The organism is Streptomyces venezuelae, assembly GCF_008642315.1.
Classification (GTDB): Bacteria; Actinomycetota; Actinomycetes; order Streptomycetales; family Streptomycetaceae; genus Streptomyces; species Streptomyces venezuelae_D.
The window spans coordinates 1,667,828-1,690,586 of the sequence record NZ_CP029192.1; the positions used below are offsets into that span (position 1 = coordinate 1,667,828).

The 22,759-nt window shown below is 71.4% G+C and carries 21 protein-coding genes and 1 pseudogene; 9 read left to right on the forward strand and 13 right to left on the reverse strand.

What is annotated here, in order from left to right; all coding sequences use genetic code 11:
• Positions 1-46: 46 nt before the first annotated feature.
• From DEJ48_RS06980 to DEJ48_RS06990, 3 genes are all read right to left on the reverse strand, one after another.
• Positions 47-1,051 (reverse strand): sugar ABC transporter substrate-binding protein, encoded by a 1,005-nt coding sequence (locus DEJ48_RS06980; protein ID WP_150221014.1) that lies wholly within the window; start codon positions 1,049-1,051, stop codon positions 47-49.
• A gap of 161 nt (positions 1,052-1,212) precedes the next feature.
• Complete coding sequence (locus DEJ48_RS06985) at positions 1,213-1,950, reverse strand: GntR family transcriptional regulator (protein WP_150221015.1); 738 nt, start codon at positions 1,948-1,950, stop codon at positions 1,213-1,215.
• Between the two features lie 176 nt (positions 1,951-2,126).
• Entirely contained in the window at positions 2,127-2,927 is an 801-nt protein-coding gene (locus DEJ48_RS06990) for an SAM-dependent methyltransferase (protein ID WP_150215338.1), read from the reverse strand.
• A gap of 138 nt (positions 2,928-3,065) precedes the next feature.
• Between DEJ48_RS06990 and DEJ48_RS06995 the strand changes: the two genes are divergently transcribed.
• Positions 3,066-4,079, forward strand: a complete 1,014-nt coding sequence (locus DEJ48_RS06995) for a Gfo/Idh/MocA family oxidoreductase (protein ID WP_150215339.1) — start codon at positions 3,066-3,068, stop codon at positions 4,077-4,079.
• Between the two features lie 48 nt (positions 4,080-4,127).
• Here the strand turns inward: DEJ48_RS06995 and DEJ48_RS07000 are convergent, their stop codons facing one another.
• The 4 genes from DEJ48_RS07000 to DEJ48_RS07015 form a co-directional block, all read right to left on the reverse strand.
• Entirely contained in the window at positions 4,128-4,583 is a 456-nt protein-coding gene (locus tag DEJ48_RS07000; protein ID WP_150215340.1) for a PaaI family thioesterase, read from the reverse strand.
• A 9-nt stretch (positions 4,584-4,592) separates the two neighbouring features.
• The gene (locus DEJ48_RS07005; protein WP_411757430.1) at positions 4,593-5,822 is read right to left on the reverse strand and encodes a cytochrome P450 family protein; all 1,230 of its coding nucleotides are present in this window, start codon (positions 5,820-5,822) and stop codon (positions 4,593-4,595) included.
• 87 nt (positions 5,823-5,909) lie between these two features.
• A complete protein-coding gene (locus tag DEJ48_RS07010) occupies positions 5,910-6,578 on the reverse strand; it encodes a response regulator transcription factor (protein ID WP_150215341.1) in 669 nt (222 codons plus the stop codon).
• Positions 6,575-7,843 carry a sensor histidine kinase gene (locus DEJ48_RS07015; protein ID WP_150215342.1) on the reverse strand — a complete coding sequence of 423 codons (1,269 nt, stop codon included), beginning with the start codon at positions 7,841-7,843 and terminating at the stop codon, positions 6,575-6,577. The genes DEJ48_RS07010 and DEJ48_RS07015 overlap by 4 nt, the downstream gene beginning before the upstream one ends.
• A gap of 158 nt (positions 7,844-8,001) precedes the next feature.
• Between DEJ48_RS07015 and DEJ48_RS07020 the strand changes: the two genes are divergently transcribed.
• Positions 8,002-8,208 (forward strand): hypothetical protein, encoded by a 207-nt coding sequence (locus DEJ48_RS07020; RefSeq protein ID WP_150215343.1) that lies wholly within the window; start codon positions 8,002-8,004, stop codon positions 8,206-8,208.
• Between the two features lies 1 nt (position 8,209).
• Here DEJ48_RS07020 and DEJ48_RS07025 read toward each other — a convergent pair whose 3' ends face one another.
• Entirely contained in the window at positions 8,210-8,620 is a 411-nt protein-coding gene (locus DEJ48_RS07025; RefSeq protein WP_150215344.1) for a ribonuclease, read from the reverse strand.
• Positions 8,621-8,816: 196 nt separating this feature from the next.
• On the opposite strand from DEJ48_RS07025, the gene DEJ48_RS07030 reads away from it, so the two are divergent.
• The 3 genes from DEJ48_RS07030 (at position 8,817) to DEJ48_RS07040 (ending at position 11,826) form a co-directional block, all read left to right on the forward strand.
• Positions 8,817-9,557 carry a 3-oxoacyl-ACP reductase family protein gene (locus tag DEJ48_RS07030; RefSeq protein WP_150215345.1) on the forward strand — a complete coding sequence of 247 codons (741 nt, stop codon included), beginning with the start codon at positions 8,817-8,819 and terminating at the stop codon, positions 9,555-9,557.
• Positions 9,558-9,929: 372 nt separating this feature from the next.
• Positions 9,930-10,838 (forward strand): zinc-binding dehydrogenase, encoded by a 909-nt coding sequence (locus tag DEJ48_RS07035; protein ID WP_150215346.1) that lies wholly within the window; start codon positions 9,930-9,932, stop codon positions 10,836-10,838.
• A gap of 70 nt (positions 10,839-10,908) precedes the next feature.
• Positions 10,909-11,826 (forward strand): AraC family transcriptional regulator, encoded by a 918-nt coding sequence (locus DEJ48_RS07040; protein ID WP_150215347.1) that lies wholly within the window; start codon positions 10,909-10,911, stop codon positions 11,824-11,826.
• 63 nt (positions 11,827-11,889) lie between these two features.
• Here DEJ48_RS07040 and DEJ48_RS40910 read toward each other — a convergent pair whose 3' ends face one another.
• From DEJ48_RS40910 to allB, 3 genes are all read right to left on the reverse strand, one after another.
• Positions 11,890-12,570 carry a hypothetical protein gene (locus DEJ48_RS40910; protein WP_317850904.1) on the reverse strand — a complete coding sequence of 227 codons (681 nt, stop codon included), beginning with the start codon at positions 12,568-12,570 and terminating at the stop codon, positions 11,890-11,892.
• A 602-nt stretch (positions 12,571-13,172) separates the two neighbouring features.
• On the reverse strand, positions 13,173-14,288 hold the full coding sequence (gene alc, locus DEJ48_RS07050; protein ID WP_150215349.1) for an allantoicase: 1,116 nt from the start codon (positions 14,286-14,288) through the stop codon (positions 13,173-13,175).
• A 4-nt stretch (positions 14,289-14,292) separates the two neighbouring features.
• On the reverse strand, positions 14,293-15,621 hold the full coding sequence (allB, locus tag DEJ48_RS07055; RefSeq protein ID WP_190537944.1) for an allantoinase AllB: 1,329 nt from the start codon (positions 15,619-15,621) through the stop codon (positions 14,293-14,295).
• A gap of 453 nt (positions 15,622-16,074) precedes the next feature.
• Here allB and DEJ48_RS07060 point away from each other — a divergent pair, with 453 nt between their 5' ends.
• On the forward strand, positions 16,075-16,890 hold the full coding sequence (locus DEJ48_RS07060) for an IclR family transcriptional regulator (protein ID WP_150173842.1): 816 nt from the start codon (positions 16,075-16,077) through the stop codon (positions 16,888-16,890).
• Positions 16,891-17,380: 490 nt separating this feature from the next.
• On the opposite strand, the gene DEJ48_RS07065 is transcribed toward DEJ48_RS07060, so the two are convergent.
• Positions 17,381-17,920 (reverse strand): universal stress protein, encoded by a 540-nt coding sequence (locus tag DEJ48_RS07065; protein ID WP_223831936.1) that lies wholly within the window; start codon positions 17,918-17,920, stop codon positions 17,381-17,383.
• 117 nt (positions 17,921-18,037) lie between these two features.
• On the opposite strand from DEJ48_RS07065, the gene DEJ48_RS07070 reads away from it, so the two are divergent.
• A complete protein-coding gene (locus tag DEJ48_RS07070) occupies positions 18,038-19,510 on the forward strand; it encodes a PLP-dependent aminotransferase family protein (protein WP_150215352.1) in 1,473 nt (490 codons plus the stop codon).
• A gap of 43 nt (positions 19,511-19,553) precedes the next feature.
• Here DEJ48_RS07070 and DEJ48_RS07075 read toward each other — a convergent pair whose 3' ends face one another.
• Positions 19,554-19,841, reverse strand: a complete 288-nt coding sequence (locus DEJ48_RS07075) for a DUF5955 family protein (protein WP_150215353.1) — start codon at positions 19,839-19,841, stop codon at positions 19,554-19,556.
• 174 nt (positions 19,842-20,015) lie between these two features.
• Here DEJ48_RS07075 and DEJ48_RS07080 point away from each other — a divergent pair.
• Positions 20,016-20,621 (forward strand): annotated as a pseudogene (locus DEJ48_RS07080) (NTP transferase domain-containing protein); the annotation flags it as partial.
• A 333-nt stretch (positions 20,622-20,954) separates the two neighbouring features.
• Positions 20,955-22,574, forward strand: a complete 1,620-nt coding sequence (aceB, locus tag DEJ48_RS07085; RefSeq protein ID WP_150215354.1) for a malate synthase A — start codon at positions 20,955-20,957, stop codon at positions 22,572-22,574.
• Positions 22,575-22,759: the final 185 nt, after the last annotated feature.

Here is a 22,759-nt window from a genome sequence, read left to right on the forward strand (position 1 = left end):
ATCGACCACGCGGATCACGCGTGTGTTCATCGGGTGCCGCGAGTGTTCATCGCGTACCGCGCGCGGTGTACTTCTCCAGCTTCGGCACGTCCTTCCCGGTGACGATGGCGGGCCCGGTGAGAACGGGCTTGCCGCCTCCCAGGACGTTGGCGTTGGTCTCGTAGAGCCACAGCTCGTCCACGGAGAGGTAGCCCTGGAGGTAGGGCTGCTGGTCGACGGCGAACCCGACCTCCTTCGCCTTCATCCTCTTCACGACCTCGGCGTTCAGGTCGAACGTGTCGATCTCGGCCTTGCTGCCCGTATCCTCCTTGGCCTTCACCGAGTACGCGGCGATGGGCGCGCCGAGGGTGACGACCACGTCGATGTCCTTGGTGGCCTGGAGCTTCGCGCTGATGGAGGACTGGGAGGCGGGCGCGTTGGTGCCCTCGACGTTGAGGTTCTCGACGGAGCCGCCGAAGCTCTTCTTCACTCCGGCGCAGCGCTGTTCGAGCGAGACGTTGCCCTGTTCGTGGATGACGCAGAGGGCCTTCTTCTTGCCGCGCTCGTCGAGCTCGTCGCCGACGGCCTCGCCGGCCACGGACTCGTCCTGCCCGATGTGGCTGAGCGCGCCGAACTCCTCGGAGAACTCGCCGCCCGAGTTGATCGTGACGACCGGGATCCCGGCGGCCTTCGCCTTGCCGAGCACGGACCGCATCGCCTCGGGCTTGGCCAGGGTCACGATGATCCCGTCGACCTTCTTGTCGACGAAGGACTGGACGAGCTCGGCCTGGCCCTTGGCCTCCTTGTCGTTGGCGTAGAGGAACTGGACGTTGTCCTTGCGGGCGGCCTGCTTGGCGCCGCTGCGGACGATGTCCCAGAAGGTGTCGCCCTCGCCCGAGTGCGTGACCATCGCGATCTTGAGCCTGGGCGTGTTCACGCCGGTGCCGCCCCCGCTCCCGCCGTCCCCGGACTTGTCCTCGTCGTCCTTGCCGCCCGAGCTGCTGCAGCCGGCGGCGAGCGCGATCACCGCCAGACAGGCGACGACCCCTTTGGCCGTACGGGACGTGTGCATGGCTGTGCGGGATGTACGCATGGCTGTGCGGGATGTACGCATGACTGTGCGGGATGTACGCATGGTGGACCACCCCTCGTCTCCCGGCCGCCTCGGTGCGGCTGGAGGAGTTCTAGCGGGGGGTGCGCGGGACCGTCAATAAGTTTGTCAGAACATTCTGACTACGGGCGTACGAGGAGCTGGAACTCGAAGGAGTACCGCGACGCGCGGTAGACGTGCGAGCCGTACTCGACGGCGCGTCCCGTGTCGTCGAAGGTGGTGCGCCGCATGGTCAGCAGCGGGGCGCCCGCCGGCTCGGCGAGCAGCTCCGCCTCCTCGGCGGTGGCGGCGCGGGCGCCGACGGACTGACGGGCGCTGTGCAGGGTGAGGCCCGCCGCGCGCATCAGGCGGTAGAGACCGGTGGCCTCCAGGCGCGCCGGGTCGAGGTCCAGGAGGCCGGTGGGCAGGTGGTTGCGCAGGTGGGCCATGGGTTCGCCGTGCGCGAGCCGGAGCCGCTCGACGAGGTGCACCTCGTCGCCCTCGGCGACCCCGAGCGCCGCCGCGACCTCGGCCGTGGCGGGCTCCAGGGCGGTGCGCAGGACCCGGGTCTCGGGGCGCTGCCCCGCGGCCTCCAGGTCGTCGTAGAGACTGCTGAGCTCCAGGGGCCGCTTGACCTGACTGTGCACGACCTGGGTCCCGACACCCCGCCGCCGCACGAGCAGACCCTTGTCGACGAGGGACTGGATGGCCTGCCGCACCGTGGGCCGCGAGAGCCCGAGCCGCCCGGCGAGCTCGATCTCGTTCCCGAGGAGACTGCCCGGCGTCAGGGCCCCGCGCTCGATCGCCGCTTCCAGCTGCTGGGCCAGCTGGAAGTAGAGCGGAACGGGACTGCTGCGGTCTACGCCGAGCCGGAGGTCCACGGTGGGGTCCTGGACCGGCTTGCCCTGAGCTGCTTTGGCGACTGGTTTGGACACGTGGCGAGCGTAGTCCCAGGAGATGATGACGGGAAGTTCTGAAGTTCTGTTGTCCGGACAAAGCAGGCGGGCGGCGGTCAGAGCCTGCGGGGCCAGAGCTTTGGGCGCCAGAGCTTGCGGGGTCAGAGCTTGCGGGCCACCGCCCCGTACATCGCGATCGCCGCGTCGTCGATGCCCTGCTGCTCCGGGCCCGGGCGCCATTTGTGGACCTGGGTGACGCCGGGATCGACCAGTTCCATGCCGTCGAAGAACGACGTGGCCGTCGGGAGGTCCCGCAGGGCCATGGGCATGCCCTGGGAGGCGTACTCCTCGGCGACCCGGCCCACCTCGCCGGGGGCGAAGTCGCCGGTGCCGATGGTCATGGCGAGGAAACTGCCCGACGGGAGCGGGTCCAGGAGGCGCTGGACCAGACGGCGGTCGTCCGGGGGCAGGATGAAGTGGAGGATGCCGATGACCATCAGGCCGACCGGCTCCCCCAGATCGATCAGCTCGCGGAACTCCGCGCTGTCCAGGATGGCGTCCGGGTCGTGCATGTCCGCGTCGATGTACGCCGTCGCGCCCTCGGGCGTGCTCTGGAGGAGCGCGCGGGCGTGGGCCAGGACGATGGGGTCGTTGTCGACGTAGACGACGTGCGCCTCCGGCGCCACCTCCTGCGCCACCTCGTGGAGGTTGGGGGCCGTGGGCAACCCGGTTCCTATGTCCAGGAATTGGCGGATGCCCCGCTCCTGCGCGAGGTAGTGCCCGGCGCGGTGCATGAACCGGCGGTTCTCCAGCATGTGCACCGGCAGCGCGGGCCAGTGCTCGCACATCGTGTCGCCCGCCGCGGCATCCACGGGGTAGTGGTCCTTGCCGCCCAGGATGTAGTCGTACACGCGCGCCGAATGTGCCGTCGAGGTGTCGATCCGATCGCCCGCGCCGTGCATGGGCCGCTCCAATTCTCCGTGGACTCACCGGACTTCGGTGACTGCGCCGAACCTACGCCACCGGACGGCACTGTCGCTTAAGTTCTGTTGTCAGGACAAAGGATTGACAGGGGCGTCCGGCGTCGCGAGGGTGGGTGCATGCGCATCGGACTGATCGGAACGGGCCGCATCGGCTCCTTCCACGCGGCCGCCCTCAGCCACCACCCCGACGTGACGTCCCTGGTGATCGCCGACGCCGACACCGCGCGGGCCACCGCCCTCGCGGCGCGGACCGGGGCGACTCCGGTGGCCTCGGCGGACGACGTCTTCGCCGCGGGGGTGGACGCCGTCGTCATCACCGCGGCGACCTCCGCGCACGCGGAGCTCATCGGCAGAGCGGCGCGTGCGGGCCTCCCCGTGTTCTGCGAGAAGCCCATCGCACTCGACCTGCCGGGCACGCTCGCCGCCCTCGCCGAGGTCGAGGCCGCGGGGACCGTGCTCCAGCTGGGCTTCCAGCGGCGCTTCGACGCGGGGTACACGGCGGCACGCGAGGCGGTGCGCACGGGCCGGCTCGGGCGGCTGCACACCGTCCGGGCGATCACCTCGGACCCGGCGCCGCCCCCGGCCGCGTACCTGCCGCTCTCCGGCGGCCTCTACCGCGACTGCCTCGTCCACGACTTCGACATCCTGCGGTGGGTGACGGGGCGTGAGGTCACGGTGGTGTACGCGACGGGGTCCGACACGGGACCCGCCATGTTCCGCGACGCGGGCGACGTCGACACGGCCGCCGCGGTGCTCACCCTTGACGACGGCACGCTCGCCACGGCGACCGCCACGCGCTGCAACGGCGCGGGGTACGACGTCCGCATGGAACTGGCCGGTGAGCAGGACCAGTTGGCCGTCGGCATGGACGAGCGCACGCCGCTGACCTCCGTGGAACCGGCGGGCCCGCCCGCTCCGGTCAAGCCCTGGCCCGGCTTCCTCGAACGCTTCGCCCCCGCGTACGAGGCGGAGCTCGCCGCCTTCGTCGAGGTGGTCCGGGGCGCACGGGCGAACCCCTGCGACGGCCGCGAGGCGCTGCACGCGCTGCGCATCGCGGAGGCGTGCGAACTGTCGCGGCGGGAGCGGCGGCCGGTGCGGATGGCGGAGATCACGGAGTTGTACGGGGACTGAGCCCCTCCGCATGGGATTGCGCCCCGTACGGGGACGGAGCGCCGCCGCTCACGCCGTAGACGAAAGCACTGTCCCCTGCGCGATCGCGCACAACGTCTCCGCGCCCTCCTCGCCCACCGCGACCAGCTCGCAGCGCACCGTCGCCTGGCGTCGACCCGAGTGCACCACGACGGCGTGCGCGAGCAGGACCGCGCCGGTCGCCGGACGTACGTACTGGATGGAGAACCCGGACGTCAGGACGGCCGGGCCGAGCGTCGTGCCCGCCGCGAACGTGATGCTGTTGTCCGCCGCGTACGCGAGAACGCCGCCGTGCAGGAAGCCGTTCTGCTGCCGCAGCTCGTCGCGGACGTCGATCTCCAACGTGGCCGCGCCCTCACCGAACCGCGTGATGCGGGCCCGCACGAGACGGCTGAACGGCTGGGCCTCCAGGACCTTCCGGGCCATGACGAGGTCGAGGGGGTCGGATGCGTCGGATGCCGGCTGCGCGGTCGAAGGGTCGGTCATGACCGACTACTACCACCGGACGGGAAGCCGCCGCACCCCCCTGATCAGAGTCCCGGGCAGCCACTCCCCCGGCGGGCCGTCCGGCGCAAGGCCGGGACAGCGCTCCAGGAGCGAGCCGAGGGCGATCTTCGCCTCGACCCGGGCCAGCGGGGCACCCAGGCAGTGGTGGAGACCATGTCCGAAGGCCATGTGGCCCTGCGCGGCGCGGCGGATGTCGAAGCCGTCGGGTTCGGGGAAGCGGCCGGGGTCGCGGTTGGCCGCGGCGAGGCCGATCCGGACGATCGCGCCCGTCGGTATCACCACGCCGCCGAGCTCGGTGGGCTCGGTCGCGAAGCGGTACGTGGCGCTCTCCAGCGGGCCTTCGTAGCGCAGGGCCTCCTCTATCGCGCCGTCGAGGAGGGACATGTCGGCGCGGAGGGCGGCCAGTTGGGCGGGGTGGGTGAACAGGGCGTGCACGGCGTTGGCGATGAGGTTGACCGTCGTCTCGTGCCCGGCGATCAGCAGCAGGAAGGCCATGCCGCGCAGCTCGGCGGTGGAGAGCCGGTCGCCGCCCTCGTCGTCCGTGGTGCGGATCAACGCACTCAGCAGGTCCTCGCCCTGCCCTGAACGCCGCTTCGCCTCGACCAGTTCGGCGAGGAACGCGGCCAGTTCCTCGAATGCGGCGCGCTCCGCCTCCTGGTCCGGCGACGCCACGACTCCGTTGGAGAGGCGGCGGAAGGTCGAGCGGTCGATGTCGGGGACGCCGAGCAGCTCGCAGATCACGGTGATCGGCAGTTGGAAGGCGAACGCTTCGAGCAGGTCGGCCCGGCGGGCCGTCGCGGACTCGCCGTGGACGAGCATCTCGTCGAGGAGGCCGTCCGTGATGCTCTGGATCCGGGGGCGCATGCCCTCGACGCGGCGTGCGGTGAACTCGCGGGTGATGAGGGCGCGCAGGCGGGTGTGCTGGGGCGGATCCGCTATCAGCAGGTGGGTGCCGATCAGCTCCTCCTCGTGGAAGGCGAAACCCGCGGCCGCGGCGGACTTGGCGAAGCGGGGGTCCCGGAGCGCGGATCTGCACTCCTCGTACCCCACCACCACGTACGTGTCGTCCATGTCCTCCGGGGGTGGCAGACGGACGCGGTGGACGGGGCCCAGGGCACGGAGTTCCGCGTAGACGGAGTGCGGGTCCTCTCTGAACCGGGTGCCGTACGTGTCCAGGTCGATGCTCTCCACCATCTGGGTCCCCTCCCAAGTGCTCATGTGACCAACGTGCCGGACGCGGCGCTCTGTTCCCGCCCCGCGCCGCGTTCATCCTTCCTGGTCAGCCATGCTGCATACGCGTACTGCTCAGTCCTCGTCCAGCAGCCCCGCGTCGTGCGCCAACAGCGCGATCTGCACACGGTTGTTGAGGTCCAGCTTCGTCAGGATCCGCGACACGTGCGCCTTGATCGTGGCGACGCTCAGGAACAGCTGGCCCGCGATGTCCGCGTTCGACCCGCCGCGCCCGACCGCGACGGCCACCTCACGCTCCCGCTCCCCCAGCGTCGCGAGCCGGTCCAACGCCCGGCGCCTGCGGTCGAGCTGGGGATCGACGCCGGTGACCTGCGTGATCAGCTGTTGGGTCACCGTCGGCGAGAGCACGGGCTCGCCCGCCGCCACCGCGCGCACCGCCGCGACGATCTCGGCCGGTGCCGTGTCCTTGAGGACGAATCCGGCGGCGCCCGCGCGCAGGGCGCGCAGCACCTGCTCGTCGGCGTGGAACGTGGTGAGGACGATGACCTCGGGGGCGCCTGGACGCCTGCGCAGCGCCTCGGTGGCGGCGAGGCCGTCCATCGTGGGCATGCGGATGTCCATCAGGACGACGTCGGGCCTGAGTTCGCCGACCAGCGGGGCGACCTCGGTGCCGTCGCCCGCCTCACCGACGATCTCGATGTCGTCCGCGCCGCCGAGCATGAAGGAGAGCCCGGCCCGCACGAGCGGGTCGTCGTCGACGAGGAGCAGCTTGATCGGTTTCATGACGCCCACGGTAGCCAGGCCTCCAGGTGGAATCCGCCGTCGTCCCCGGCCTCGTGGCCGAGCCTGCCGCCCGCGAGCGAGGCCCGCTCGGCGAGCCCGATCAGGCCCTGTCCCGAGCCGGGCACCGCGGGCACGGGCCCGGGCGGTGCGGGATTGCGGACGGACAGGGTCAGGCCCTCGCCGGGCGCGCCCGTGACGGTGACGGTCACTTCGGCGCCGGGGGCGTGTTTGCGGGCATTGGTCAGGCCTTCCTGGGCGATGCGGTAGGCGGTGCGCCCGAGGGCCGTGGGCACGGAATCGGGATCGGTGACGCGGTTGTCGAGGACGACCTTCATGTCGGCGTCGCGGGACTCGGCGATCAGGGTGCCGAGGGCGGCGAGGGTGGGCTGCGGGCGGCCGGAGGCGTCGGCCTCGCCGCCGCGCAGGACGCCGATCACCTGGCGCAGGTCCTGCAGCGCCTCGTGGGAGCTCTCCCGGATGACGCCCGCCGCCCTGACGATCTCCTCACGCGGCGCGTCCGGGCGGAACTCCAGGGCTCCGGCGTGGACGCTGAGCAGGGTGAGGCGGTGGGCGAGGACGTCGTGCATCTCGCGTGCGATGTCCTCGCGGGCGAGCCGCTGGGCCTGCTCGGCGCGGAGCGCGGCCTCGTTCTCGGCGCGCACGGCGCGGTCACGGAGGCTGAGCAGGAGTTCGCGGCGGGAGCGCACGAACATGCCCCAGCCGATGACCGTGACGGTGATCAGCACGCCGAAGGCGATGGAGATGCCGTACGACATGCCGGAGTCCGGGCGCAGCCAGTAGGTGAGGGGGACCACGGCGACCGAGACTCCGCCGACCCAGGCGACGTACCGGAAGGGCCGGTGCACGGCGAGGGTGAAGAGGGCGACCGCCGCGGCGCCGCCCGCCGTGTCGGAGGCCACCGCGACCGGCACCATCACGACGGCGAGGCCGACGGGCCACCGCCTGCGCAGCCAGACCGCGGCGCAGGCCAGGGCGCCGAGCACCTGGTCGAACTCGGCCCAGCCCGGGGAGATGTGCGGGTTGCCGGAGACCGCGTCGGCGCCGACCATCCCGATGAGCACGGCGGCGAAGAAGCAGGCGAAGTCGGCGATCCAGTCGCGGACGGTGCGCCGCGACGCGCGTCCGGCGCGGCTCGGGTCGAACTCCCGGGCGATGGCGGAGGGCAGTGTCCAGGGGCGCCTGGCCAGGGGGCCGCTCAGGGAGCCCACGGGCTCGGGGGGTCGCTCGGGATCTGTGCCGCTCATGGTCGACAAATCTACGCACCGCGGGCGGCCCCGCACGGTCCTCACGCGTGATCGTCTACCAAAGTCGCGCGGGTCCGCGACTTTCGGACCCGCTCAGGAGGAAGATCCTCGCCCCGCGGCGGATGCCCGCCGGGAAGGTGCGGGACGAGGATCTTCGCATGAAGCAGCTACTGGAGATTCTCGGTGTGGTCCTGCTGTTGCAGGGCGCGGTCGGCCTGGTCCACAGCTTCACCGGCGCACTGGGCGGCTGGGGTCTGATCCAGCGCTTCGGCTTCCTCGACGGGTACGAGACGTACGCGAGCGTGGCCCTGATCGTGCTGGGCTGCGCCCTGTTCGCCGCGCTGCGGAGCCTCGGGAACGACTGACTCAGCAGCCGTGGTCGACCAGGTCGAACGACGCGTAGTGGTCGGCGGTGTAGTAGTCCTCCTGGCTCTTCTCGCCGGTGACGATGCGGCGGGCGCCGCGGTCGTCGGAGCCGGGCGTGACGACCGTGTACTCGTGGTAGTAGCCGGAGCTCTGCTGGGGCAGCTCACCCTCGCGGTTCTGGAAGACGGTGCCGTCCTGCGGGTACGGGTAGGGGCCGCCCTTTTCGATCAGGTCGAGCGTGTCGTGTGCCTGGGAGGGCAGCGCGGAGAGACAGATGTCGCCGACGGCGGCGGCGGAGTGCGAGACGGCGGCGACCGGGGCCGCCGGTGCCGCGCTCGCCGCGACGGGGCCGCCGACGAGCAGGGCGGCGGCGAGGGCAGTGACGCTGACGATTCGTGGGGGGATTCGCATGGGTCCAGTGTGACGCGCGTAGAGGTTGTCGTGTCAACGACAAGTAAGGGAAATTCTCCGGGAGTTAACCGAGCGGCGCGGACCGGCGGACTCCGTGTCCGATTGCCGCCAGCCGATACCCGCCCGAACGCCTTTCATTGAACCCGCAAGCACTTGGCGACCGTGCCGCAGTGCGATTCAGACGGAAGGTATCGACATGTCTACTCTCAACGGCAGGACGGCTCTGGTCACCGGCGGCAGCCGCGGCATGGGCGCGGCGATCGCGCTGCGCCTCGCCCAGGAGGGCGCGGACGTGGCCCTCACCTACGTCCACAACGAGGCGGCCGCCGAGGAAGTGGTCACGAAGATCCGGGCCATGGGGCGGCGCGGCTTCGCCATCCGGGCGGACGCGGCGGACGCCGGGGACGCGGCCGGCGCGGTCGACCGCGCGGCCGACGACCTGGGCGGCCTGGACATCCTGGTGAACAACGCGGGGATCGGCGTCCTCGGTCCCGTCGGCGACCTGTCGCTCGCCGACATCGACCGGGTCATGGCCGTGAACGTACGAGGGGTCTTCCTCGCCTCGCAGACGGCGGCCGTGCGGCTCCGCGACGGCGGGCGGATCATCACCATCGGCAGCTGCATGGCGCAGCGCGTCCCGGGCCCCGGCGGCACCCTGTACGCGACCAGCAAGGCCGCGCTGATCGGCCTCAACAAGGCGCTGGCACGGGAGTTGGGCGGGCGCGGGATCACGGCGAACCTGGTCCAGCCGGGTCCGATCGACACGGACATGAACCCGGCGAACGGCCCCTTCGCGGACGGCCAGAGCGCCATGACCGCCCTCGGCCGCTTCGGCTCCGCCGACGAGGTGGCGTCCCTGGTCGGCTATCTCGCCGGGGACGACGCGGCGTACATCACCGGCACCGAGCTGTCGGTGGACGGCGGTCACGCGGCCTGAGCTTCAGCCTCCCGCCTGCCGCCAGGTCGCTGCCGTGCCATCCGCTGGCGCCACCATCCCGAGGGAGAACCCTGTGCACAGCACCAGCCCGCAGATCGCGGAGGTCCTGCCGCGCCGCGGCGGGACGCTCCTGGCCTGCTCCTGCCACACCTCCGCCCCCTCCCCGGCTGAACGCCCGCGCCCCGGGGCAGGGCTCGACGTGCCGCGAGTCGCACTGACACAGATCGTCAACTCATTGATTCTCACGGGTCTGGTCGCTGTCCAGGTCCTGCGAAAGGGTTCCAAGAAGGCGGCAGTGCGGCATCTGCGCACTCGATCTGCTGCCGCGCCGAGCGTTCAGGCGCACCCGCGAGAGAAGGAAGCACACCCCTTATGCGCGCCCTTGTGGTCGATCACAGTGAGGCCGGCCCCGTCCGGTTCGCCGATGTCGACGAGCCCGTACCGTCCGCCGGTGAGGCGTTGGTGGAGATACGGCACATCGGTCTCAACTTCGGAGAGCTGAATTACGTGCACCAGTGGCCGGCCGGAGCTGTGCACGGTCACGACGCGGCCGGCATCGTGGTGCGCGCCGCGTCCGACGGTTCCGGGCCGCCCGAAGGTACGCGCGTCACAGTGGGAATGTCCCCCCACGCGTGGGCGGAGCGGGTGGCAGTCAGCCCCGCCTCGCTCGGCACCGTCCCCGAGGGTGTCGATCTGGCCCACGCCGCGGCGCTGGGGATCGCCGGAGTCACCCCTCTGCGTGTGCTGCGCAAGCGTTCCCTGTTGGCGCGCGACGTTCTGGTCACCGGCGCCAGCGGGGGCGTGGGGCATTTCGCCGTCCAGTTGGCGGCCCTGGCGGGCGCCCGGGTGACGGCACTCGTCGGTTCGCCGGAGCGCGCCGTCGGGCTCCGTGAACTCGGGGCCGACAAGGTCCTGACCGACCTGGCCGAGACCGGGGACCGGTTCGACCTCGTCCTGGACACGGTCGGCGGGCCGCTGGTGGCCCAGGCGTGGAATGCGCTCGCCGAGGGCGGCACCATCCATCTGGTCGGTTACTCCTCCGGGCAGGAAACCACCTTCCCGGCAGGGGCCTTGTTCGGCTTCGGCGAACCCCGCAGCATCTCCACCTACGGGGACAAGACGCCGACCGGCGGGGAGCTGACGGACCTGCTGGGCCTCATGGCCGCCGGGAGGCTCTCGGCGCCGGTCGGACTGCGAGGCGACTGGCAGGGCGTGGACGACGCGGTCCGGGCGCTGTTCGCGCGGAAGGTGCACGGAAAGGTCGTTCTTGACGTGGTCTGACGCTGCGGGCGAGGACACATGCGCCTCGCCCGCCGGCGGGCCGTTCGCGGCGGTGGACGAGAATGGACCCATGGATGTGCTGGCGGAGGTCTTGCGCGTTTCGGGTGCGCGAGGAGGGCTCGGGGCCGTGCTGAAGGCCGGCGGAACCTGGGGCCTGCGGCTGGACTCCTCTCCAGGAGCGGCCCTGCACGTGGTGTCCCGCGGCACCATGTGGCTGCATGTCACGGGTGAGAAACCTCTTCAGGTGCAGGCCGGGGACGCCGTCCTGGTGCCGCCGGGCACCGCACACGGGATAGCCGGCGGCGCCGGCATGACGATGGGTTCCTGCGACCGGGAGGCAGCGGCCCGGTCGTTCGCCGATGGCCGGGCCCTGCGGCTGGGCTCGGCGCCGGTGCGGACGGAAGTGATCGTCCTGCGCTACGAGCAGGACCCGGAGGTGCGCACACCGGTGCTTGCCTCCCTCGCTCGGCCGATGCACGTCGCAGCCCGGGAGAACGCGCAGCTCAGAAGGACCGTCGAACTCCTCGCTGCCGAGCTCGCACAGCCGCAGATCGGCACCACCGCCGCCATCAACAGCATCGTCGACCTGCTGCTCGTCCAGTTCGTACGCGCCTGGCTGGCCCGCCACCCGCAGGAGCAGTCCGGCTCATGGCTGGGAGCGATGCGTGATCCGGTCGTGCGCGACGCTCTGGCATGCGTCCACGCCCGACCGGAGCACCCCTGGACCACGGAGACCCTGGCCGCCGCGACGAGCGTCTCCCGAGCGACGCTGTCCAGGCGTTTCCGGTCCGCCCTCGGACAGACGCCGGGCGCGTACGTGATGCAGTGGCGCATCGACCTGGCGTCCGTCCGGCTCCGCGATACCGATGAGCCGGTCGAGTCGATCTCCGGCGCGGTCGGATACGGCTCTCCGCACGCTTTCAGCCGTGCCTTCAGACGTGCCCGAGGCACGGCCCCGGGCGAATATCGTTCTCGACTTCGCAGGTGATCCGGCCTCGACCGGTAGGAACATCGGCCTCCGCGTACGGGAGGACGTGTGGCGGCCCGCAGTTCATTGGATCAGGTCTGTGTGTGGATGCTCGGGAGAAGTGGGACAGACGTAGATCTGCAGGTTGTCCGTGCTGCCCACTTCCACCCTCGTCGGCTGCGAGAGGTACTGGCGCGGGCCGCGAGAGCCGGCGAGGACGGCGTCCTGTTCCTCCTGCGGCGCCCAGCTGCGGCCCTCACCGCCGTCCCACTCGAAGGAAGCAATCGTCAGCAGCGGGACCATTTGCACCTCGCACACAGCGCAGTACCGGCGGATCGGGTCGGTGCGGCCCCAAGGGGGCCAGCCACCGACCTTCCAGCCCGGCGCGTTGCCCAGATGAAGGGAGTAGAACTCGCGCGGATACCGTGCGTAGGAGCTGTCCACACCGGACCCGGCCGCCTGCCACCTGCTCCAGTCCTCCAGCAGACGCTGCAGCTCCGGGCTCAGATCCAGGCTGTTGGGGTAGTCGGTGATCGCTTCCGGCGCCAGCACGCACGGCTCCGGCACATAACCCGGATAGTCCGCCTCGTACGGTTCCGGCGGCGCGGCAAGGATGTCCCCGACCTCCGCCGCCGACCGCCACACCAGCACGGCCGACGGCTTGCAGTCCGGTTCGTGCTCGTACGGGCACCACAGAACCTGCAGCAGATCGGCCCGCCCGGGCGGGCGCAACAGGGGTACGTCGCGAAGGAACAGCTGAGCCACGGGCAACAGCGGGACCGGGCATTCGGCGGGCCACGCAAGGCCGGAGTCGAGCCGTTCGGCGAGCCGTGCGGCAGCGCGTTCCCTGAGCGCTTCCTCCTCGGGTGTGTACGCGGGAGGCCGCTCATCAGGGCGCCACCTGGACTGCAGGCCTCTCTGCAGCCGCACTTCGGTCAGTGACTCGCGAAACCCCGTGTCCACGTGCAGGTGCACGTCCTCGCAGTGCGGCCATGGCTCCCCCGCCGGCCACAACAACGGCCCACCGACCGAGCTGTCCCCGACCGAAGGCGACCCCGGACGCGGATGCAACCGAATGGCAGGTCGCGCCAACGGGGCCAACTCAGGGAAGACCGCGCCCACCTGGAGGGGCCGCGACGGAGTGGTACGTACGAAAACCATGCCGGTGATCCTGCCACCAGCCACTGACAGGCCCCGGTGATGGTGCCGATCAGGGTGCCTCCGCGCACGACACACCACGTGGCATTGTCCTGCGCCATCCCTTGGGACACGGCTCCTCTCGCTGACCCCGTCGTCCGGGCGGGGACATGGGTGTGGGGCGCGCCGGGGCTGTCCACCCGGCGCGCCCCACGTTCAATGGGGGCGGATCAGCCGCCCAGCTCCTGGTGGCGGGCCGCCAGCTTGGCCGCGCCGTCCTCGGTCAGCGAACCGAACAGGCGCAGCCGGGAGATGCCGCCGTCCGGGAAGATGTCGATGCGGACGTGCGTGCCGACGACCGGCGCGTCCAGGACGAAACGGTGGTTGGTGTCGGGCTGCAGGCGGGTGCGGGGCAGCGCCTCGACCCACTCGCCCGACGCGCCGTCGCGCACCGAAAGGGCCGCCCAGCCCGCCGAGTTGCCCTTGAGGTAGGCGGTGTCGATCTCGACCACGCGGATCTCGGACTGCTGGACGAGCTGGTAGCGGATCCAGTCGTTGCCGGTGTCGCGGCGGCGGCGGGTCTCCCAGCCGTCGTCCATCTTGCGGGAGCGGCCCGGCTGGATGGTGTTGGTGGCCGGGGAGTAGAAGCGGTCGGACGCATCCTCGACCTGGCCGCCGTTCTCCAGGGCGACGACGTCGAACGTGCCGAGCGCGGCGAGCCACTTGGGGTCGGCGACGACCTCGCCGTACACGCGCAGACGGGCGATGCCGCCGTCCGGGTGCTGGTTGACACGCAGGTGCGTGAAGCGCTGCTCGATGTCGACGGCGAAGCCGTTGGCGGCGTGGCCGCCGACGGGCGTGCGCGGGACGAGGGTCGTCCACTTCACGTCGTCGGCGCAGAGCTCCTCGGGCGTCGGCGAACCGTCGACGCTGGTGCCCTCGACGGACACGGCCTGCGGGTAGTTGCCGCGGAAGTGGGCGGTGTCGATGACGATGCCGCGTACGATGCCGGGCGCGCCGAGCCGTACGAGAGCCCAGTCGTGGTCGTCCTGGGTGGGCCACGGGTGCTCGCCCGAGACACCACGCCTGCGGCGGGTCTCCCAGCCGTCCATGACCTTGCCCTTGTGGCCGAAGTGCTCGGGGTCGAACACGGCCGGGTGGGCGAGCAGCAGGTTCTCGCGCATCGCGAAGAACTCGTCGTTGGCGGCGATCACACCGGCGCCGAGCTGCCGGTCGGCGAGGTTGGCGTACTGGGTGAAGGGGAAGTCGGCCGTGCGGTAGTCGGCGTAGGGCTCGCCGCCGCCGTAGGGGCTCGCGTCGCCGGTGAAGGAAGGTATCGCCGTCACTGTTTCAGTTGTTCCTTTCCAGAAGTCGGCCTGCGGGTTCGCTGAACTCGCCGCCGTGCAGGATGCGTTCGCCGCGCAGCCAGGTGGACTTCACGACGCCGCTGAGGGTCTTGCCCGCGTACGCCGTGACTCGGTTCCGGTGCTGCAGCTCCGCGGGGTCCACGGTGAAGGTCTCGTCGGGCGCGAGGACCGCGAAGTCGGCGTCGCGGCCGGCCTCGATGGCGCCCTTCTGGTCGAGTCCGACCAGTTGTGCGGTGCGCGTGGACATCCAGCGCACCACGTCCTCGAGGGAGTGACCGCGCTTCCTGGCCTCGGTCCAGACGGCGGGCAGGCTCAGCTGGAGTCCGGAGATGCCGCCCCACGCGGTCGCGAAGTCGTCGGTCTTGAGGTCTGCGGTGGAGGGAGAGTGGTCCGTGACGACGCAGTCGATGGTGCCGTCCGCGAGCGCCTCCCACAGCAGGTCCTGGTTGCCGGCCTCACGGATGGGCGGGCAGCACTTGAACTCGCTGGCGCCGTCCGGGACTTCCTCGGCGGTCAGGGTGAGGTAGTGCGGGCAGGTCTCGACGGTCAGCTGTACACCCTCGCGCTTGGCGGCGGCGACGAGCGGCAGCGCGTCGGAGGAGGACAGGTGCAGGACGTGCACGCGGGCGCCGAGCCGCTTGGCGACGGCGATGAGCCCCTCGATCGCGGTGTCCTCGGAGATACGGGGCCGGGTCTGGAGGTAGTCCGCGTACTTGGGGCCGCTCTTGTGCGGGGCGGCGTCCAGCTCGTGCGGGTCCTCGGCGTGCACGATCAGGAGCCCGCCGAACCCGGCGATCTCGGCCATGGAGGCGGTGAGCTGGTCCTGGTTCAGCTCGGGGAACTCGTCGACGCCCGAGGGCGAGAGGAAGCACTTGAAGCCGTAGACCCCGGCGTCGTGCAGCGGCTTGAGGTCCTGGACGTTGTCGGGCAGGGCGCCGCCCCAGAAGCCGACGTCGATGTGCGCCTTGGTGCGGGCGACGTCCTGCTTGGTGCGCAGGTTGTCGACGGTCGTCGTCGGCGGCAGGGAGTTGAGGGGCATGTCGACGAGGGTGGTGATGCCGCCGGCGGCCGCGGCGCGGGTGGCGGTCCAGAAGCCCTCCCACTCCGTGCGGCCCGGGTCGTTCACGTGGACGTGCGTGTCGACGAGGCCGGGGAGCAGCGTGTCGTCGCCGAGGTCCTCCAGGCGGGCGCCGTCCGGCACCTCGGCGTCGTACGCGTCGACGGCCACGATCTTTCCGCCGGACACGGCGACCGAGGCGGCCCGGGTGCCCTCAGGGGTGATGACGCGGGTCGAGCGGAGCACCAGTTGCACGTTCGCACCCGTCGCAGCCGTCGCACCTGCCGCATCCGCCGCACTCGCGCCGGCTGTCGCGTCCACGTGCACGTCCTTTTCGGACACCCGCGTCCCCTTTCTGCTTTCTTCTGTTCCGCTACACAGACCTTTTGCTTCCGCTTAACGGAATTCAACGTTCTGTTGAAGGAGTTTTCACGCTTGCTCTCGCGACGTCAAGGGTGTGCTTGTTCACGACCGCGAGGTTCCGGCGACGTTCCGGTTCGGACTGGACGTTTCCACAACGTGGAATTAGAATTCCGCTGGCCAGAACGTAGCTACGCACAACGCGAGCGTCGGGGTTCGCGGGACAACCCCGCGAAGACACGGACAAAGGCCCCCTGACCGGCGACGACGGCATACCGAGCAAGAGCCCTCGTGAAGAACCGACCGGTAGGCTGCTTCCTTGCCCGCCAGCACCGAAAGGAACGCGCCGTGCCGACGTCAAGCGCCAGCGACGCCCCTGCTGAGACCGCCGCCTCCAAGACCCCCGCCGCGAGCGGTGGCGTCCAGTCCCTCGAGCGCGCCTTCGATCTGCTCGAGCGGATGGCGGACGCGGGGGGCGAGGTCGGTCTCAGTGAACTCTCCGCCAGCAGCGGCCTTCCGCTGCCCACGATCCACCGCCTCATGCGCACGCTGGTCGCCTGCGGGTACGTGCGTCAGCAGGCCAACCGCCGCTACTCGCTCGGCCCGCGCCTGATCCGCCTCGGCGAATCCGCGTCCCGGCTGCTCGGCACGTGGGCGCGGCCCTACCTCGCCCGGCTCGTCGAGGAGACCGGCGAGACGGCGAACATGGCGCTCCTCGACGGCGACGAGATCGTGTACGTCGCGCAGGTGCCGTCCAAGCACTCCATGCGGATGTTCACCGAGGTCGGCCGGCGGGTGCTGCCGCACTCCACGGGTGTCGGCAAGGCGCTGCTCGCGCACGCGTCGCCGGACGAGGTCCGCGCGCTGCTCGCCCGCACGGGGATGCCGGCGGCGACGGAGAAGACGATCACCACGCCGGAAGGCTTCCTGGCCGCCCTCGACGACGTGCGCCGCACGGGGTACGCCGTCGACGACAACGAGCAGGAGATCGGCGTCCGGTGCCTGGCCGTGCCGGTGCCCGACTCCCCCACGGCCGCGGCGATCTCCATCTCCGGGCCCGCGGGGCGGGTGACGGAGGCGGCCACGGACAAGATCGTGCCGGTGCTGCAGCAGGTGGCGGTGGAACTCTCGGCCGCGCTCGCCAGCGCGACACCTGGCTCCTGAGCCCTGGGCGTCCCTTTCCCACCCACCCACCCAACTACCGGCACCACCGACTCACCGTAGGGCCCACACCCGACGGGTGGAACGGTCGCGAAGCGGCGGAGAGGGCCGGGCCTGCTGATCGCCGGGTACCGGGCACCCGGGCGGGAAACCGTCGCGGAGCGACGGAGAAGACCAGGCCCGCTGATCGCCGGGTAACGGGTGGGCGGGCGGGAAACCGTCGCGGAGCGACGGAGAAGACCAGGCCCGCTGATCGCCGGGTAACGGGTGGGCGGGCGGGAAACCGTCGCGGAGCGACGGAGAGGGCCTGGCCCACTGGTCGCCGAGCAACGGGCGGGCGGGTGGGAAACCCGTCGCGGAGCGACGGAGAGGGGCCGGCCCGCCCGTCGCCGGGCAACGGATGGGTGGGAGAGGCAAGGGCGCGCGCTCGTCGCCGGGCAACGGGTGCGGCGAAGAGCGCGGAGCCGCGCATCGCGGGACGGCTTGCGTGGGGCTACTGATTCGCCAGGGCGAAGTCCTCCGCGGTCATCCGCCGCAACGTGCGGCGCATACCCCGCGGCCGCGCCGGCGCCGGCGCCGTGAGAACCGCGCAGGCCGCGTGCGCGTGAACGTAGCGGTGAGTGCGGGCAGCATGCCGACGCGGCCGAGCCCCGATGACAAGGAGCGCATCCGGATGCGCGGCCAACTCGCAGAGAACTCGCCCCGCCCGCCCCCGAACCACGCGCCGCTCGACGACAACCCCCCGCGGCGCCCCGCCGAAGACCTCGTCGAAGGCCCGGTCCAGGCGCCCCCGGGCCTCCGCGTACCAGTGGCGCGCCCACGCCGGATCGGGGTGACGCAGGTACAGACCCTCACCCTCGGGCGGTTCCCACGCCAGGACGGCGACCAGCACACGGCCCCCGCGCCGCGCCTGCACCGCCCCCGCCCGCAGCGCCGCGAGGCTCGCGAGCGACCCGCTGACCCCGACCACCACCACTTCCCGCCCGGACACCACCGCTTCCCGCCCGGACACCTCCGCTTCCCACCCAGACATCCCAGACATCCCTCTCCCCTCGCCCCTCTCCCCAGGCCAAACGCCGACTGAAGTGCTTCGATCCGCAGTCTGTACGCTGATTGGCCTGGACAGCAGGGCCAATCGGCAGGAGTTGGCATGGCAGACGCACGCGTGGTCCACACCGTGGACAGGAGGCTCGGCAGCCGTCAGCTGGCCCAGCTCCTGACCGGCACGGTCGGCGAGCGCCCCGGCTACCGCGCGCTGGCGAGCGGAGTGTGCACGCTGCTGCTCGATGGCCGCATCCCCCTGCACACCCGGCTCCCCGCGGAGCGCGAACTGGCCTCCGCGCTGAGCGTCAGCCGGGCCACGGTCACGGCGGCGTACGACGTGCTGCGCGAGGGCGGGTACGCCCTCAGTCGGCGCGGCGCCGGCACCTGGACCGAGCTGCCGCGGGGGCAGCGGCCGTCCAGCGTCGCCGCCTTCCCCGCGGGCGACGGCGTCCTCGACCTGGCCGTCGCCGCGCCGGGCGCCCCGGAGGCGGAGCTCGGCGCCGCCCTCGCCGCCGCGGGCACGATGCTGGCCGGGCACGCGCCGACACCGGGCTACCACCCGTACGGCATACCGGAGTTGCGGACCGCCGTCGCCGAGCGCTTCACACGGCGCGGCCTGCCCACCCTCCCCGAGCAGATCCTCATCACCACCGGCGCCCAGCACGCGCTGTCCCTGACCCTCGCGCTGCTCGGCCGTCCTGGTGACCGCGTCCTGGTCGAGAACCCGTCGTACCCGAACGCCCTGGACGCGATCCGTGGCGCGGGCCTGCGCGCCGTCCCCGTCCCCGTGACGGAGGACGGGTGGGACGCCGGGCTGGTCGAGTCGTCGCTGCGGCAGGCGGCGCCCCGACTCGCGTACCTCGTACCGGACTTCCAGAACCCGACGGGCGCCCTGATGCCCCGCGAGCAGCGCGTCCGCATCCTGGAGACCGCCCGCGCCACCGGCACCTGGCTGCTGATCGACGAGACGATCGCCGACATCGCGCTGGACGTGCCGCCGCCCGCGCCCTTCGCCTCGCTCGCGCCGCACGGCGCGGGCGAACAGGTCGTCACCGTGGGGTCGTTGAGCAAGACGCACTGGGGCGGGCTGCGCATCGGTTGGGTGCGGGCCGGGTCGCGGCTGATCACCGAGCTGGCGACCAAGCGCGTGCCGAGCGACATGGCGACGCCCGTCATCGAGCAGCTCGTGGCGCTGCATCTCCTGCGCGGCATGGACGACGTGCTGCGCGAGCGGCTGCCGCGCCTGCGGGCGCAGCGGGACGCGCTCGCGGCGTCGTTGGCCCGCCACGTGCCGGAGTGGCGCTGGCAGGTGCCTCCGGGCGGGCTCTCGCTCTGGGTGGACCTGGGCCGTCCGATCGCGTCCTCGCTGGCCCGCGCGGTCCTCGCGCAGGGCGTACGGATCGAGGGCGGTTCACGGTTCGGCGCGGATCCGGGGACGCACGAGCACCGGCTCCGCATCCCGTACACGCTGTCGGCCGACCTGTCGGAGCAGGCCGTACGCCGACTGGCGACGGCTCTGGCGGGTGACCTGCGCCCCACGGCGGGTGACGACGTCGGCCGCAGGCACTGGGTGGCCTGACCTCGGCACGCCCCCCGGCGGCCGCAGAACCGATTCCCCAGCGCTACCGCCCGTCCGGTTCCCCGAATATCTCCACGGCCACCCGCACCGCCGCCAGGCCCGCCGCCAGTGCGCTGACCGAGCCGATCGCGCCGGCCACCAGCAGGAGTGACCTGCGCATCCTGGGGATCTCGGGGGCGCCGCCGTACGCCATCTCCGACAGCGCGGCCAGTTCGTCCTCGGCGATGCCGCGGTCGGTGAACTCGGCCGGGTGCGCGGCGAGCTCACGGCGCAGCCGGGCCACGGCGGCGCGCAGTTCCGCCACCCGCGGGTCTTCGTCGCTCCCTGTCACTTGCCCTTGCCCTTGCCTTTGCTGCAATTCCCCGGCTCCCCGTTGCTGGTCGGGCGTCAGGGGGCCGCGGGTCAGTAAACCGCTCCCGAGACGCGGGGCGCCACTTTCGCGTACGCCGTCGGCGGCGGGTGTCGCGAACATCTCGTGTATCCAGGAGTCATGACGACAGAACCGATGAACACGCAGGTTGACGGGGCGGGCGAGGTCGTCGGGCTGCTGCTCGCCGCGGGGGGCGGGCGGCGCCTCGGCGGGCGGCCGAAGGCGTTGCTGGAGCACCGGGGCAGGCCGCTCGTGGAGCACGCCGTGCGGGTGCTGCGCGAGGCGGGCTGCACGCGGGTGCACGTGGTCCTCGGCGCTTCCGCCGACGCCGTGCGCGCGCGGGCCTCGCTGCCCGGCTGCCTACTGGTCGACAACCCGGAGTGGGAGGAGGGCATGGGCTCGTCGCTGCGCACCGGCCTCGCCTCGCTCGCGGGCACGGACGCCGCCGCCGTGCTGGTCTCGCTGGTCGATCAGCCGGGGATCGGCCCGGCGGCGACGGCGCGTGTCCGTGCCGCGTACCGCTCACCGACGACGCTGGCGGCGGCCGCGTACGACGGGGTGCGGGGCCACCCGGTCCTGTTCGGCAGGGACCACTGGGCGGGGATCGCGGCGAGTGCGGTGGGCGATCGGGGGGCACGCGATTACTTGCGGGAGCACGTGGGTGAGATCACGCTCGTGGAGTGCGGGGACGTGGCGGAGGCGTACGACATCGACACGGCGGAGGATCTGATGCGCCTGGAACCGGGCACTGGGTTGCCGCCCGCCCCCGGAGCCCCGGACCCCCTTCCGCCCGCCGGCCCCGGAACCCTGCCCTCCAGCCCCACTGGAGGCCCGGCGCACGTGGAGTGACCGGCATGGCACTCAGCGACACGTTCTGTCGACGAGAAGAATCTCGACGTCAACAAACCATTGAACTTCCACCATAAGGAAACTAGTATCCACTGACCAGAAGGCCCGTTATCTCGGACGGGGCCCCAAAGCCGTACCTCGGCTCCTGTGGCACCCAGTGCCACCTGTCTGCCCGGCGGCTCGCCCGGCACCGTCCGTGCAGCTCTCTGAAGGAAGTGACAGGACATGTCCGCACTAGCGCCGTCGCCGCTGGCCATCGTCGACGCAGAGCCCCTGCCCCGGCAGGAAGAGGTGCTCACCGACGCGGCCCTCGCCTTTGTGGCCGAGCTGCACCGGCAGTTCACGCCCCGGCGTGACGAGCTCCTCGCCCGCCGTGCCGAGCGCCGCGCGGAGATCGCCCGCACCTCCACCCTGGACTTCCTCCCGGAGACCGCCGCGGTCCGCGAGGACGACTCCTGGAAGGTCGCGCCGGCCCCGGCCGCGCTGAACGACCGCCGCGTGGAGATCACGGGCCCGACCGACCGCAAGATGACCATCAACGCCCTGAACTCGGGCGCGAAGGTCTGGCTCGCGGACTTCGAGGACGCCTCGGCTCCCACCTGGGAGAACGTGGTCCTCGGCCAGCTCAACCTCACCGACGCCTACGAGCGCCGCATCGACTTCACGGACGAGCGCAGCGGCAAGTCGTACGCGCTGAAGGGCGCCGACGAGCTCGCCACCGTCGTCATGCGTCCGCGCGGCTGGCACCTGGACGAGCGTCACCTTCAGGTCGAGGGCCGCGCGGTCCCCGGCGCGCTGGTCGACTTCGGCCTGTACTTCTTCCACAACGCCAAGCGCCTCATCGAACTCGGCAAGGGCCCGTACTTCTACCTCCCGAAGACGGAGTCGTACCTGGAGGCCCGCCTCTGGAACGACATCTTCGTCTTCGCGCAGGACTACGTCGGCATCCCGCAGGGCACGGTCCGCGCCACCGTCCTCATCGAGACGATCACGGCCGCGTACCAGATGGAGGAGATCCTCTACGAGCTGCGCGACCACGCCTCCGGCCTGAACGCGGGCCGCTGGGACTACCTCTTCTCCATCGTCAAGAACTTCCGTGACGGCGGCTCGAAGTTCGTCCTGCCGGACCGCAACCTGGTGACGATGACCGCCCCGTTCATGCGGGCGTACACCGAACTCCTCGTCCGCACCTGCCACAAGCGCGGCGCGCACGCGATCGGCGGCATGGCCGCGTTCATCCCGTCCCGCAAGGACGCGGAGGTCAACAAGGTCGCGTTCGAGAAGGTCGCGAACGACAAGGACCGCGAGGCCGGGGACGGCTTCGACGGCTCGTGGGTGGCCCACCCCGACCTGGTCCCGATCGCCATGAAGTCCTTCGACGCGGTCCTGGGCGACAAGCCCAACCAGAAGGACCGGCTGCGCGAGGACGTCTCGGTCGCGCCCGGTGACCTGATCGCCATCGACTCCCTCGACGCGAAGCCCACCTACGACGGCCTGGTCAACGCCGTCCAGGTCGGCATCCGCTACATCGAGGCGTGGCTGCGCGGCCTCGGCGCCGTCGCCATCTTCAACCTGATGGAGGACGCCGCCACCGCCGAGATCTCCCGCTCCCAGATCTGGCAGTGGATCAACGCGGGCGTCGTCTTCGAGACGGGCGAGACGGCCACGGCCGACCTGGCCCGCAAGGTCGCCGCCGAGGAGCTCGCCGCGATCCGCGAGGAGATCGGCGACGAGGCCTTCGCGTCCGGCAAGTGGCAGCAGGCCCACGACCTCCTCCTCCAGCTCTCCCTGGACGCGGACTACGCCGACTTCCTGACCCTCCCCGCGTACGAGCAGCTGCGCTGACCCGTCGCACACCCCGCATCACCCGACCGAGCCCCCGGCACCGCACAGCGCCGGGGGCTCGGTCGTGCAGTAGGAAGAGCCATATCCCTCGAACGTTACCCATCTGACACCAAATCAGGTACAACCATGCGTGAAGTCACAACTCAGGCCGATAATTTGCCCCTCAAGCCACAAAAAGTCCGTTT

Bases quoted from the DNA above. Each gene is read 5' to 3' on its own strand.
- DEJ48_RS06980 (WP_150221014.1), bottom strand. From the start codon at position 1,051: ATGCACACGTCCCGTACGGCCAAAGGGGTCGTCGCCTGTCTGGCGGTG.
- DEJ48_RS06990 (WP_150215338.1), bottom strand. From the start codon at position 2,927: ATGCACGGCGCGGGCGATCGGATCGACACCTCGACGGCACATTCGGCG.
- DEJ48_RS06995 (WP_150215339.1), top strand. From the start codon at position 3,066: ATGCGCATCGGACTGATCGGAACGGGCCGCATCGGCTCCTTCCACGCG.
- DEJ48_RS07000 (WP_150215340.1), bottom strand. From the start codon at position 4,583: ATGACCGACCCTTCGACCGCGCAGCCGGCATCCGACGCATCCGACCCC.
- DEJ48_RS07005 (WP_411757430.1), bottom strand. From the start codon at position 5,822: ATGAGCACTTGGGAGGGGACCCAGATGGTGGAGAGCATCGACCTGGAC.
- DEJ48_RS07010 (WP_150215341.1), bottom strand. From the start codon at position 6,578: ATGAAACCGATCAAGCTGCTCCTCGTCGACGACGACCCGCTCGTGCGG.
- DEJ48_RS07015 (WP_150215342.1), bottom strand. From the start codon at position 7,843: ATGAGCGGCACAGATCCCGAGCGACCCCCCGAGCCCGTGGGCTCCCTG.
- DEJ48_RS07020 (WP_150215343.1), top strand. From the start codon at position 8,002: ATGAAGCAGCTACTGGAGATTCTCGGTGTGGTCCTGCTGTTGCAGGGC.
- DEJ48_RS07025 (WP_150215344.1), bottom strand. From the start codon at position 8,620: ATGCGAATCCCCCCACGAATCGTCAGCGTCACTGCCCTCGCCGCCGCC.
- DEJ48_RS07030 (WP_150215345.1), top strand. From the start codon at position 8,817: ATGTCTACTCTCAACGGCAGGACGGCTCTGGTCACCGGCGGCAGCCGC.
- DEJ48_RS07035 (WP_150215346.1), top strand. From the start codon at position 9,930: ATGCGCGCCCTTGTGGTCGATCACAGTGAGGCCGGCCCCGTCCGGTTC.
- DEJ48_RS07040 (WP_150215347.1), top strand. From the start codon at position 10,909: ATGGATGTGCTGGCGGAGGTCTTGCGCGTTTCGGGTGCGCGAGGAGGG.
- DEJ48_RS07065 (WP_223831936.1), bottom strand. From the start codon at position 17,920: ATGTCTGGGTGGGAAGCGGAGGTGTCCGGGCGGGAAGCGGTGGTGTCC.
- DEJ48_RS07070 (WP_150215352.1), top strand. From the start codon at position 18,038: ATGGCAGACGCACGCGTGGTCCACACCGTGGACAGGAGGCTCGGCAGC.
- aceB (WP_150215354.1), top strand. From the start codon at position 20,955: ATGTCCGCACTAGCGCCGTCGCCGCTGGCCATCGTCGACGCAGAGCCC.